A 13,180-nucleotide genomic window follows, 5' to 3' on the forward strand; every position below is an offset into this window, starting at 1 on the left:
CATGAGCATCCTCAAGTTCGAAAACGTCTGGAAGTCCTTCGGCGAAGGCACGGCAAAGACGGACGTCCTGCGGGGCATCGACCTGGAAGTGGAGGAAGGCGAATTCCTCGTCCTCCTCGGCTTCTCCGGAACCGGCAAGACGACGCTGATCAACCTGATGGCAGGGCTGGAGACGCCCACCAAGGGCAACGTGACCTTCAAGGGCGCCCCGATCACCGGCCCCGGGCCGGAGCGCGGCGTAATCTTCCAGAACTACTCGCTGATGCCCTGGCTCACGGTAAACGGCAATGTCCGGCTCGCGCTCGACAGTGTCTTTCCCTCCATGCCAAGCGCGGAAAAGGACGAGAAAGTCGCCCATTACGTCAAGATGGTCGGCCTCTCCCATGCCACCGGGCGCCGTCCGGCCGAGCTTTCGGGCGGCATGCGCCAGCGGGTGAACGTCGCCCGCGCGCTCGCCATGAACCCGGAAATGCTGCTTCTCGACGAGCCGCTCTCGGCATTGGACGCCCTCACCCGCGCCAATCTGGCCGACGAGATCGAGCACATCTGGGATGCGGACCGGAAGACCTGCGTGCTCATCACCAATGATGTGGACGAGGCCATCGTCCTGGCCGACCGGATCATCGCGCTCAATCCCGACGGGACGCTGGGCGAAGAATTCCGCGTCGACATTCCGCGCCCGCGGGATCGCGGCGAGATGAACCACCACGAAGGGTTCAAACAGCTGCGCGGCGCGATCACCAAGTACCTGATGGACGTCGGGATCGAGGCGAAGGCGGATGAAACCAAGATTCTGCCAAGTGTTACCGCGATCCACAACGAGCCGCTGCCAAAGGCTTTGACCGATGCCCAGGGCTCGACGCGGACCGACAAGTACCTGGAGTTTTCCCGCCTCCACAAGATCTACCCCACGCCCAAGGGGCCGCTGACGGTGGTCGAGGATTTCGACCTGAAACTCGACAAGGGTGAGTTCATCTCCCTGATCGGGCATTCGGGATGCGGCAAATCCACGGTGCTCACCATGGCGGCCGGGCTCAACTCGATCTCCAAAGGCGTGATCAACCTGGACGGTCGCGGCGTCGTCGGGGCCGATCCGGAACGCGCCGTGGTGTTCCAATCCCCCTCGCTCTTCCCTTGGCTTACTGCTCGTGAAAACTGTGCCATTGGCGTCGACCGGGTCTACCCCAAGGCGTCGCGCGCCGAGCGACAGGATGTGGTCGACTACTACCTGGAGCGCGTCGGTCTTGCGGACAGCATGGACAAACCCGCCGTCGATCTTTCCAACGGCATGAAGCAACGCGTCGGCATCGCCCGCGCCTTCGCCCTCTCCCCCAAGCTGCTGCTGCTCGACGAGCCCTTCGGGATGCTCGACAGCCTCACCCGTTGGGAACTTCAGGAAGTGCTGATGGAAGTCTGGTCGCGCACCAAGGTCACGGCGATCTGCGTTACCCACGATGTCGACGAGGCGATCCTGCTTGCCGACCGCGTGGTCATGATGACCAACGGCCCGCAGGCCACCATCGGCCGCATCGTCGACGTGGACCTGCCCCGCCCCCGCACCCGCAAGGCGCTTCTGGAGCACCCCGATTACTACCTCTACCGCGAGCAGGTCCTGAACTTCCTCGAGGAATACGAACATGGCGCCAAGCCGAAGGCCAACCCCGCCTCGAAGGGCGAGACAGCCGCGGCCAAGCAGGAGGCTGCATGATGGATATCGCACTCGACGCCCCGACACGTACCTTTGTGGAAGCTTCCGAAATCTGGGTGCCGGAGGGTGACCGCCTCGTTCACGCCGGCGGGAACTACGGGATCCTGGACGAATTCGCCGCCGCGTCCGCACGCGAGAGCTTCGGCCACGGGGAAGGTCTGCCCGGCAAGGCCTGGGCAGAAGCCCGTCCGGTGGTGCTGAAGGAATTCGACGGTTCCTACTTCAAACGCACCGAAGCGGCAAAGGCCGCGGGGCTGACAAGCGCCGTCGCGATCCCGATCTTCGACGGCGACACGCTCAAGGCAGTGCTCGTGGTTCTCTGCGCCAATGACAGCGAACGCACCGGCGCCATCGAGGTGTGGCAGGCAAGCGACGACATCCTGCGCCTGGACGACGGATATTACGGCGCGGCGAAGCACTTCGAATGGGTGTCGAAGCACACGCATTTCCCGCGTGGACAAGGCCTGCCCGGCGCCGTCTGGGCCGCCAACACACCGATCCTCATGCGCGACCTGGGCTCGGGGTATCGTTTCATCCGCTCCGAAAGCGCCGGCAAGGCGGGGCTGACCACGGGGCTTGGCCTGCCGATCCCGGTGCCGGGCGACGAAACCTATGTTCTCACGCTGCTGTCTGCCCGCGGCACGCCGCTTGCCCGCCGTTTCGAGATCTGGGACGCCCGCTCCGCCAAGGTTGGCAAATCCAACGAGGCGGTGCTGATCGACGGTATCTGCGCCCGCGAAGGCCCGCTCTGGAGCGACGAGGACGAACGCCGCGCCACCGCCTGGCAGGGCCTGATCGGCAAGGTGATCGGCAGCGGCCTGCCGATCGTGGAGAGCAAGGTTCCCGGCCTCGCCGCAGGCTTCGACTCCGTCGTCGCCCTGCCGATCCACCAGGGCGGCGAACTCTCCCACGTGGTCGCCTGGTACATCTGAAACGGACGCCAATCACATGAACGATACCCAGATCGACCTGATCCAGGAAAGCTTCGCCAAGGTCGTCCCGATCAAGGACGCCGCTGCGGGCATATTCTACGACCGGCTCTTCGAGATCGCGCCGGAGGTGAAACCGCTGTTCAAGGGCGACATGACCACCCAGGGCGGAAAGCTCATGGCCATGTTGGGCGGCGTGGTGAACGGCCTGCGCGACCTCGACCGGATCGTTCCGGTGGCGGAGAAGCTGGCCGTGGACCACGTCCCCTACGGTGTTACGGCCGCACATTACGATCCCGTGGGAGCCGCGCTCATCTACACGCTGGAAACCGGCCTTGGCGACGCGTTCACCCTGGAGGTTCGCGAAGCCTGGGTCGACGCCTACGAAATCCTCTCCGGCGTGATGATCGACGCCGCCTATGGTGAAGGAGCCTCCGCATGAGCACCAAACGCAAACTGGTTGTCATCGGCGCCGGCATGGCCTCCGGCCGGGCCCTCGAGCACCTGCTCGACGCCGAGCCGGACAACTGGGACATCACGCTCTTCAACGCCGAGCCCCGTGGCAACTACAACCGCATCATGCTGTCGCCGGTCCTCTCCGGCGAAAAGACCTACCAGGAAATCGTCACCCATGACGACGATTGGTACGCACAACGCGGCATCACCTGCCGCTTCGGCGAAAAGGTATCCGCTGTCGACCGCGACGCGAAGACCGTCACCGGTGCCGACGGCATCCCCCTGCCCTACGACAAACTCCTTGTCGCGACCGGCTCCGCCCCCTTCATCATCCCGCTTCCGGGGCATGACCTGGACGGCGTGATCGCCTACCGCGACCTCGAAGACACCAACGCGATGATCGACGCGGCCGCGAAACCCGACGCGAAGGCGGTTGTCATCGGCGGCGGCCTCCTGGGGCTCGAGGCAGCCGCGGGGCTGAAAATGCGCGGCATGGACGTGACCGTCGTGCACCTGATGGGGCACCTGATGGAGCGCCAGCTCGACGAGGCCGCCGGCTACCTTCTGCGCAAGGCGCTCACGGATCGCGGCATCAACGTGCTGTGCTCGGCAAACTCCAAGGAGATCGTCGGTGAGGACGGCCGGGTAAAGGCATTGCTTCTCGACGACGGCACGGAACTGCCCTGCGACCTGCTGGTCATGGCCGTGGGCATCCGGCCCAACACGCAATTGGCCAAGGAGGCCGGTCTGGCGATCGGGCGCGGCATCCACGTGGACGACCAGATGGTCACCTCCGATCCGGACGTGCTCGCGGTGGGCGAATGCGTGGAGCATAACGGGGCAATCTTCGGCCTCGTGGCCCCGCTCTACGATCAGGCCAGGATCGTGGCCAAGACGCTGACCGGAGAGGACGCCGCCTTCGTTCAGAAGGAGGTCTCCACCAAGCTGAAAGTCACCGGATGCGACCTCTTCTCCGCCGGCGACTTCGCCGACGGCGAGGGCCGCGAAGACATCGTTCTGCGCGACCCGGCGCGCGGCGTCTACAAGCGCCTCGTGATCGAGAACGACCGCGTGATCGGCGCCGTCATGTACGGTGACACCGCCGACAGCAACTGGTTCTTCGGCCTGATCAAGGACGGCGAAGACATCTCCGAAATGCGGGAGACACTCATTTTCGGCCCGGCCTACCAGGGGGGTGACCCGCTGGACCCTATGGCGGCCGTTGCAGCCTTGCCGGATGATGCAGAAATCTGCGGCTGCAACGGCGTATCCAAAGGTGACATCATCGCCGCAATCCACGATGGCGCCAACGATCTCGCCACCGTCCGCGCGGTGACCAAGGCGTCGGGCTCCTGCGGCACCTGCACCGGGCTCGTCGAGCAGGTGCTCGGCGTCACGCTCGGCGACGATTTCGTCATTCCCGCGGCCCAAAGCGTCTGCGGGTGCACGGATCTTACCCACGAGGAAGTGCGCCGGCTCGTCAAGAGCCAGGAACTGAAATCCCAGCAGGCGGTTTGGCAGGAACTCGGCTGGAAGACGAAGGACGGCTGTCATGTCTGCCGCCCGGCGATCAACTACTACCTGCTTGCCGACTGGCCGGTGGAATATCAGGACGATCCGCAGAGCCGCTTCATCAACGAACGCAAACACGCGAATATCCAGAAGGACGGCACCTTCTCGGTCGTGCCGCGCATGTTCGGCGGCATGACCACGCCCGACGAGCTGCGCGCCATCGCCGATGCGGCGGACAAGTACAACGTGCCCACGGTGCATGTCACCGGCGGCCAACGGATCGACCTGCTGGGCGTGAAGGGCGAGGATCTGCCAGCGATCTGGGCAGACCTGAACAAGGCGGGTCTCGTGTCCGGACACGCCTATTCCAAGGGTCTGCGCACCGTGAAAACCTGTGTCGGCAGCAGCCATTGCCGGTTCGGCACCCAGGACAGCACCGGGCTTGGCGTCAAGATCGAGAAAAAGCTCTGGGGCGCATGGTCGCCGCACAAGTTCAAACTCGCGGTCTCCGGATGCCCGCGCAACTGCGCCGAGGCGACCTGCAAGGACCTCGGCATCGTCTGCGTCGATTCCGGCTACCAGATCGGTGTCGGCGGGGCGGCGGGCATGGACGTGCGCGAAACCGACCTTCTGGTGCAGGTCCCCAGCGAACAGGAGGCCATCGACGTCACCGTCGCCTTCTACCAGCTCTACCGCGAAAACGCGAAATACCTCGACCGCCCCTACAAGTGGATCGCCAAGGTTGGCCTCGATTGGGTCAGGGAACGCGTCGTCGACGATCTCGAAAACCGCCAGGCCCTGATCGACCGCTTCGCCCTCTCCCAGTCGGTCTACCAGAAGGATCCATGGGCCGAACACGTTCGCGAGCGTGCCGACAGCTACGCCCCGGTCGCCGATCTGACATTGCAGGCGGCGGAATGACACCCGCGGCCCTCTTCTTCTGTCCGAAAATATCCCGGGGGAGGCGTGCGCAAGCGCGCCGGGGGCAGCGCCCCCTCCGCCCCAGCCACAAGGAGCCACGCCCATGACATCCTGGATCGACATCGGATCGCTCGAAGACATCCCGCTGCGGGGCGCCCGCGTGGTCAAAACCTCCCTTGGCTGCGTCGCCGTCTTCCGGGCGAGCGACGACAGCGTCTTTGCCCTGCACGATCGGTGCCCGCACAAGGGCGGCCCGCTCTCCGAAGGCATTGTTCACGGTCACAAGGTGACCTGCCCGCTGCACAACTGGGTCTTTGACCTGGAGACCGGGGCCGCCACGGGCACCGACGAGGGCGAGGTCGCGACCTTCGCAACACGGATCGAGGCCGGACGGGTGCTGCTGGACGCCTCCGTCCTCGAAAAGCAGACCGCGGCGTGATGTCGGTGCCTTCCACAACCGGATCTGCCGCGCCGCAGGTGTGCACCACCTGCCCCTATTGCGGCGTCGGTTGCGGCGTGCTCGCCCAGCCGGACGGGCACGGCGGGCTGACCATTTCCGGGGACAAGTCGCACCCCGCCAACGCGGGCCGGCTTTGTTCCAAGGGCTCGGCGCTCGGCGAGACGGTGGACCTTGCCGACCGGCTGTTGACGCCCGAGATCGATGGCGCTCCCGCCGACTGGGACAATGCGCTCGACCTCGTGGCACAGCGCTTCCGCGACACCATCGCGCAGCACGGCCCGGACAGCGTCGCGTTCTACGTCTCCGGCCAGCTTCTGACCGAGGATTACTACGTCGCCAACAAGCTGATGAAAGGCTTCATCGGATCGGCGAACATCGACACCAACTCCCGCCTTTGCATGGCATCCTCGGTCGCCGGCCACCGCCGTGCCTTCGGAACGGACACCGTGCCGGGGCTCTACACGGACATCGAAGACGCCGACGTCGTCGTTCTCGTGGGCTCGAACATGGCATGGTGCCATCCCGTGCTCTACCAGCGTCTCGTTGCCGCGCGGAAGGCCCGCCCGGAGATGCGGGTGATCAATATCGACCCGCGCCGGACCGCCACCAGCGACATTGCGGATCTGCATCTCGCGATCGAACCCGGCAGCGACGCCGCGCTGTTCAACGGGCTTCTGGCGGAAATCGTCGCGAAAGGCGCAACCGACCAGGCCTTCACCGCCGAGCATGTCACAGGCTTTCACGAAGCTCTGGAAGCTACCAGTTCCGGCGATCTCGCCGCCACCGGCCTGCCGCCCGGCCAGATCCGCGCGTTCTTCGATCTCTGGCTCCGCAACGAAAAGGTCGTGACGGTCTACAGCCAGGGTGTGAACCAGTCCTCCAGCGGCACCGACAAGGTCAATGCGATCATCAATTGCCACCTGGCAACCGGGCGTATCGGCCGGCCTGGCATGGGGCCTTTCTCCGTCACCGGGCAGCCCAACGCGATGGGCGGGCGCGAGGTCGGCGGGCTTGCCAACATGCTGGCCTGCCACCTCGACATCGAGGTTCCCGAACACCGCGCGGCGGTGAAGGATTTCTGGAACAGCCCCGGCATCCCCGACGGACCGGGCCTCAAGGCGGTGGACATGTTCCGTGCCGTTCGCGACGGCCGGATCAAGGCGTTGTGGGTCATCTGCACCAACCCCGCCGTTTCGATGCCCGATGCGGATGCCGTGCGCGCGGCCATCGAGGCCTGCGATTTCGTCGTCGTCTCCGATGTGACCGGCCGCACCGACACCGCGCGCCTCGCCGATGTTCGCCTGCCGGCGACCGGGTGGGGCGAGAAGGACGGGACGGTCACCAATTCCGAACGCTGCATCAGCCGCCAACGCGCCGTGCTCCCCGCCCCGGGAGAGGCCCGCCACGATTGGCGCATCCTTGCCGATGTCGCCGCGCGGATGGGCTGGCAGAAGGAATTCGACTATCGCAACCCCGCCGAGATCTTCCGCGAATACGCCGCCCTGTCGGGCATCGCGGGCACGCTCGGGCGCGACTTCGATATCTCCGCCAAGGCCGACATCAGCGATTCCGACTACGAGTCCCTCGCCCCGTTCCACTGGCCCTGCAGCGCCCGGAAGATCGGCGGACGGTTCTTTGCGGACGGGCAGTTCTACACCGGCGACGGACGCGCCCGCATGCTGCCGGTCACACCGCGCGAGCCGGTTTCCCGGCCCAGTGCCGACTATCCGCTCCGCTTGAACACCGGACGGGTGCGGGACCATTGGCACACGATGACCCGGACCGCGAAATCGCCGCGCCTCAGCCAGCATCTCGCGGAACCATACCTCGAGCTCCATCCCGCCGATGCGCAGGACCGCGGCCTCGCGCCGGCCGATCTCGCACGCGTCGAAAGCCGCGTCGGCACCGCGATCCTGCGGGTTGTCGTGACCGACCGGGTGCGCCCCGGATCGGTCTTCGCGCCGATGCACTGGACCGGGGAAACCGCCTCGGCCGGCCGTATCGACGCTGTGGTGGCCGCCGTGACCGACCCCGTTTCGGGACAACCGGAGAGCAAGGGCTCGGTCGTGCAGGTCGCGCGGTTCGACGCGGGCTGGTACGGTTTCGCCGTCTCCGCTGCCGAACCGTTCCCGACCGACGCCTATTGGGCCAAGGCCCGGATGCGCGATGGCTGGCGCACGGAACTGGCCGGCGATGCCTGCCCGGACGACTGGGAAGCCTATGCGCGCGCCCTGTTCGACCTTCCCGACGCCGAGGTTCTGTCCCTTCTGGACCCCACGCGCGGCCTCGCCCGGCTTGCCCTGCTCCGGGACGGGCGTGTCGCGGCGGCGCTCTTCGCGTCGCCCTCGCCCGTCGCGGTGGCCCGCAACCACGTCGCAACCCTCGTCGGGACCATGGCCGAGGCCGCAACCTTGTCCGGCCGCCCCGGTGCGGATATGCCGGACCCGGGCGCAACGGTCTGCGCCTGTTTCGACGTAGGAGTCAACACCGTGCTTGCCGCGATCCGAGAGCAGAATCTTGCCAGCGTCGAGGCCATCGGCGCGGCCCTCCAGGCAGGGACCAACTGCGGCTCCTGCCGCCCGGAACTGGCCACACTCCTTGCCGCTGCGCAGGTGCGCGAGGCCGCTGAATGAGTCTCGTCCCGATGATCCGCGCCCTCGGTCGCGGCCCATCCTTCGGACGCGGGCTGACCCGGGACGAAGCGCGCGAGGCCATGCGGATCATCCTCGCCGGCGAGGCCGCGCCGGAGGCCGTGGGCGCGCTGCTCATGCTCATGCGCTACCGTGGCGAAAGCGCCGAAGAAATCGCGGGCTTCGTCGAGGCCCTGCGCGCGACCCTGCCCGCATGGCCGGGCCCGCCGCCGGCACTCGACTGGCCGAGCTATGCCGCCGGGCGCAGCCGGGGCCTGCCGTGGTTCCTGCTCTCGGCACTTCTGGTGGCGCGCGCGGGCGTTCCGGTGTTGCTGCATGGCCGGAACGGCCATCAGTCGCCCGTGGCCTCGGTGCGCGACGCGCTGCCACGGATCGGGATCGCCGAGGCAACGGGTGTCGAGGATGCCGCCCGGCTGATCCAACGCGACGGTATCGCCTATCTGCCACTCGATGCGCTGTCTCCCGGCGCCCTGCATGTTCTGCGCCTGCGCGACGTTCTGGGCCTGCGCTCGGCCATCAACACGGCCTTGCGGGTATTGAACCCGTCCGGGGCCGCTGCCAGCGTGCAGGGCGTTTTCCACCCGCCCTACCGGGCCTTGCAAGCCGATGCCTGCGCCTTGCTCGGACAGCCGAACATGACGGTCCTCAAGGGAGGCGGCGGCGAGTTCGAACGCCACCCGTCCAAGGAGATCGCGCTTTTCGGTCTGCGCGGTGGTGCGCCCTGGGCCGAAACGACCCGAACGCTTTGCGATGACACGCGCCGCCTCGCGGACGAAACGCCGGACCCGGACGATCTCTGCCGTCTGTGGGCGGGCGACCTCGACGCGCCCTTCGCGCGCGCTATCGTCTTGGGCACCGCTGCACTCGCCCTCGACACCGTTGGCCAGCCCGACGCCGAGCGGCGCGCCACCGAGCTCTGGGAACACCGCCTCGCCGAACACGCGACCTGAAGGAAGCCTCGATGAAAACCTTTCCCATGTTCCTGAAGATGACCGGCCGAGAGGTTCTCATCGTCGGCGGCGGCGAACAGGCCGCCCAGAAGACGCGCCTGATGCTGAAGACGGAAGCAAGGGTGACGATCCTTGCGACGGCGTTGGACGACGAGTTGCAGGCACTGGTCGAGAGCGGCCGGATCAGCCATGACCCGGGCCCGATCGGTCCGGAGCGATTTGCCGGCGCGGCCCTCGTCTTCATTGCCACGGGTTGCCCGGGCGCGGATACCGCGATCCACGCGATGGCCCACCGCGCCGGAGCGCCGGTCAATGTCGTTGACCGCCCGGATCTCTGCGACGCCTTCACACCCTCCATCGTTGACCGCGACCCGGTGGTCGTCGCCATCGGCACCGAGGGGACCGCGCCGGTCCTGGCGCGCCAGATCAAGACGCGGGTCGAGGAGATGCTCGAACCGCGCCTGGGCGATCTTGCGGCAATGGCCGGCCGCCTGCGCGGCGCCGTCGCCCGCGGAGTCCCCCAGGACCGGCGACGGGCCTTCTGGCGGTGGGTGTTCAACGGCGCCCCGCGGCGCCTGCATGCCACCGGCGCGGAGCGCGAAGCCGGTCGGGAGATCAAGGCCGCCATTCACGCTCAGGGCGCCCCGACACAGGACGAAGGCGCCGGTCTCGTCAGCTTCGTCGGCATCGGTCCTGGCGCGCGCGACCTTCTCACCCTGCGGGCCGTGCAGCGTCTGCAAGAGGCCGACGTGATCTTCCACGACCGTCTGGTCGACCCGGACCTGCTCGAAGTCGCCCGGCGCGACGCGGAACGCGTACCCATGGGGGCCGCTCCCGGCGCACTCCGGATGCCGCAGGCGCGAGCGGACACGGCCGTCGTGATCGCCGCCCGTCAGGGCAAGCGTGTCGTAAGGCTTGTTCCGGGGTGCGACCCGTCGGACTCGGCCGAGTACGAAGGCGCGACGCTGGCCGGCATCTCCGTTGAACTCGTGCCCGGTGCGGTCGGTGCCCTCACCGCGCCCGATGTCGGCCTGCGCGCCGCCGGGCAAGCCTAGGACGACCGGTCCGCGCCTGCCCTGCCTTACCCGAGGCGTGAGATGACGACGGTCACTTCCGGCTTCTTGCCGATTTCCTCCACCGCGACCTGACGCACCGCGCGCCGCAGCCCGCTGTCGAGCTTGTCGTCGTCCACAAGCACCTTGTCATCGGCGCGGGCGAGAAACTGCGCCGTCTCGGCCTCGATAAGATCGACCAGAGGCGACCGCGACCGGCCCGTCTCGGCAAGCCCCATGATCTCCGCCCAGGGTTCGCCCAATGGCTCGTCGTCCTCGTCGAGGATCACGTTGAGCATGACATGTCCGTTGAGCGCCATGCGGATCCGGCCCCGCACCACACCATCGAGCGCACCGATCTTCTGCGTTCCGTCCAGATAGACGCGTCCCGTTTCCACATGCCCGGCCACGCTTGGCACATCGCCGGTCAGATCCAGCATGGTTCCATTGACCGCCACGGCCGAAGCATAGCCGTTCGCCTCCGCGGCTTCGGCGTGGCGTCGCAGCATCCGGTGTTCGCCATGCATCGGGATCACCATCTGCGGCTTCATGAGCTGGTGCAGCGCTTCCAGGTCGGGCCGGTTCGCATGGCCCGAGACGTGATAGAGGTTGGAGCTGTCGTCCACCACGTTCACGCCCTTTTCCGAGAAGGCATTGACGATCCGCAGCACCGACCGCTCGTTGCCCGGAATGGTCTTGGAGGAGAAGAGGAACGTATCGCCCTCCTTCAGTTCCAGACCGAGGTATTTGCCGCGCGAAAGCTGCGCCGTGGCCGCGCGCCGCTCGCCCTGGCTGCCGGTGACGATGAGCATCAGGTTGTCCCGGGGCACGTCCTCGGCTTCCTCGTGCGAGATGACCGGCGGGAAATCGGTCAGCACGCCGGTTTCCACCGCCGCCTGTACCATCCGCAGCATCGCCCGCCCCATCAGGCAGACCGACCGCCCCGCGTCGCGGCCCGCCTCCGCCAGCGTCTTCACCCGCGCGACGTTCGACGCGAATGTGGTGGCCACCATCATACCGCTGGAATTGGCCACGAGATCGCGGATGTTCGGGCCAAGCGTGGCTTCCGAGCGCCCCGGGGATTCCACATGAACGTTGGTGCTGTCGCAGACGAGCGCGCGCACACCGTCTCCGGCGATATCGTGCCAGAGCGCGGCATCGAAAGGTTCCCCCACCACAGGCGCCCCGTCCAGCTTGAAATCGCCGGTATGCACGACGCGGCCCGCCGGCGTGCCGATCACCAGACCGGAGCTTTCGGGGATGGAATGCGAAACCGGCAGGAACGACACCGAGAACGGGCCGACCTCCACGGTGTCCGGGTAGCTGTCGACAACGGTGATCTGTGCCGGGTCGGCGCCGCGTTCCTCCATCTTCCGGCTTGCCAGGTGGCCGGTGAAACGGCGGCAGAACACCGGCGCGCGCAGCTCGTTCCAGAAATGACCGAGCGCGCCGATATGATCCTCGTGCCCGTGGGTGATGAAGATCGCCTCCAGCTGGTCCGCGCGCTCGATGAGCCAGGACATGTCGGGAAAGATCAGGTCGATGCCCGGCGTGGTGTCCATGTCCGGAAAGGTCACGCCCAGATCCACGAGGATCAGCCGTTCCTTTCCGGGCTTGCCCCAGCCGTAGACATAGGCGTTCATGCCCACTTCACCGGCCCCGCCCAGGGGCAGGTAGATCAACCGTTCTTCACCGCTCATTTACTGGTTTTCCTTGTTGTAGCGATGGATGACCGTGAGGCCGTGCATCGTCAAATCGTCTTCGATCAGGTCGAACAATACATCGCCCTGCGAGAACAGCGGTGCAAGCCCCCCTGTCCCGATGATCGTCATCGGCCGGTCGCGCTCCGCCAGGATGCGGTCGCAGATCCCCCGCACCAGCCCGACATAGCCCCAGAAGACACCCGATTGCATGCAGGCGACGGTGTTGGTGCCGATCACGCGCTGCGGTTTCGTGATGTCCACATGCGGCAGGGCGGCGGCGGCGAGGTGCAACGCCTCAAGGCTGAGGTTCACCCCCGGCGCGATCACCCCGCCGATATAGGCGCCATCCTTGGAGACCACGTCGAAGGTCGTCGCGGTGCCGAAATCCACCACCACCAGGTCGCCGCCGTGCCGGTCGAAGGCGCCGGCGGTGTTCACCAGCCGGTCCGGTCCGACCTGCGCCGAGCGGTCCACCCGCGGCGGGTTCGGCAACAGGCAATCGGGCTTGCCGACCACGAGCGGCCGGCAGTTGAAATACCGGTCGGCCAGCACGCGCAGGTTGAAGACCACGCGCGGCACGGTGGAGGAGATGATCACCTCGTCGATGTCCACCGACAGCCCGTGGTGTTCCATCAGCGTGGAGAACCAGACGAAGTACTGGTCCGCCGTGCGCTGGTGTTCCGTCGCCGTCCGCAGCGTGGTCAGGAACTTCGTCCCGTCCCAGACCGAGAAAACGGTGTTGGTATTGCCGGTGTCGATACAGAGGAGCATGGCGCGGATCCGGTCGGTTGCGTCGCGGCGGGTTTGAAGCCTTTCGGCTTCAATGCCTTCGGCGAGG

10 protein-coding genes are annotated in these 13,180 nt (G+C 66.7%); 8 read left to right on the forward strand and 2 right to left on the reverse strand.

The window, feature by feature from the left end; all coding sequences use genetic code 11:
* Position 1: 1 nt before the first annotated feature.
* The 8 genes from ARC39_RS12800 (at position 2) to ARC39_RS12835 (ending at position 10,642) form a co-directional block, all read left to right on the forward strand.
* The gene (locus ARC39_RS12800) at positions 2 to 1,708 is read left to right on the forward strand and encodes an ABC transporter ATP-binding protein (RefSeq protein ID WP_068115007.1); all 1,707 of its coding nucleotides are present in this window, start codon (positions 2 to 4) and stop codon (positions 1,706 to 1,708) included.
* Complete coding sequence (locus ARC39_RS12805) at positions 1,705 to 2,640, forward strand: GAF domain-containing protein (RefSeq protein ID WP_236545250.1); 936 nt, start codon at positions 1,705 to 1,707, stop codon at positions 2,638 to 2,640. The genes ARC39_RS12800 and ARC39_RS12805 overlap by 4 nt, the downstream gene beginning before the upstream one ends.
* 16 nt (positions 2,641 to 2,656) lie before the next feature.
* Positions 2,657 to 3,079, forward strand: a complete 423-nt coding sequence (locus ARC39_RS12810) for a globin family protein (protein ID WP_068115011.1) — start codon at positions 2,657 to 2,659, stop codon at positions 3,077 to 3,079.
* Complete coding sequence (gene nirB / locus ARC39_RS12815) at positions 3,076 to 5,526, forward strand: nitrite reductase large subunit NirB (protein WP_068115012.1); 2,451 nt, start codon at positions 3,076 to 3,078, stop codon at positions 5,524 to 5,526. Before ARC39_RS12810 ends, nirB begins: the two co-directional genes overlap by 4 nt.
* Before the next feature lie 103 nt (positions 5,527 to 5,629).
* Positions 5,630 to 5,965, forward strand: a complete 336-nt coding sequence (gene nirD, locus ARC39_RS12820; protein ID WP_068115014.1) for a nitrite reductase small subunit NirD — start codon at positions 5,630 to 5,632, stop codon at positions 5,963 to 5,965.
* Entirely contained in the window at positions 5,965 to 8,619 is a 2,655-nt protein-coding gene (locus ARC39_RS12825) for a nitrate reductase (protein ID WP_068115015.1), read from the forward strand. Before nirD ends, ARC39_RS12825 begins: the two co-directional genes overlap by 1 nt.
* Positions 8,616 to 9,587, forward strand: coding sequence for a glycosyl transferase family protein (locus tag ARC39_RS12830; RefSeq protein ID WP_068115017.1), 972 nt, complete (start codon positions 8,616 to 8,618; stop codon positions 9,585 to 9,587). The genes ARC39_RS12825 and ARC39_RS12830 overlap by 4 nt, the downstream gene beginning before the upstream one ends.
* 11 nt (positions 9,588 to 9,598) lie before the next feature.
* Positions 9,599 to 10,642, forward strand: a complete 1,044-nt coding sequence (locus tag ARC39_RS12835) for a siroheme synthase family protein (RefSeq protein ID WP_068115019.1) — start codon at positions 9,599 to 9,601, stop codon at positions 10,640 to 10,642.
* 26 nt (positions 10,643 to 10,668) lie between these two features.
* On the opposite strand, the gene ARC39_RS12840 is transcribed toward ARC39_RS12835, so the two are convergent.
* Positions 10,669 to 12,339 (reverse strand): ribonuclease J, encoded by a 1,671-nt coding sequence (locus tag ARC39_RS12840; protein ID WP_068115022.1) that lies wholly within the window; start codon positions 12,337 to 12,339, stop codon positions 10,669 to 10,671.
* Complete coding sequence (locus ARC39_RS12845) at positions 12,340 to 13,113, reverse strand: type III pantothenate kinase (RefSeq protein WP_068115023.1); 774 nt, start codon at positions 13,111 to 13,113, stop codon at positions 12,340 to 12,342.
* Positions 13,114 to 13,180 lie beyond the last annotated feature (67 nt).

The sequence above is a fragment of the Tropicimonas marinistellae genome (genome assembly GCF_001509585.1).
GTDB lineage: Bacteria > Pseudomonadota > Alphaproteobacteria > Rhodobacterales > Rhodobacteraceae > Tropicimonas > Tropicimonas marinistellae.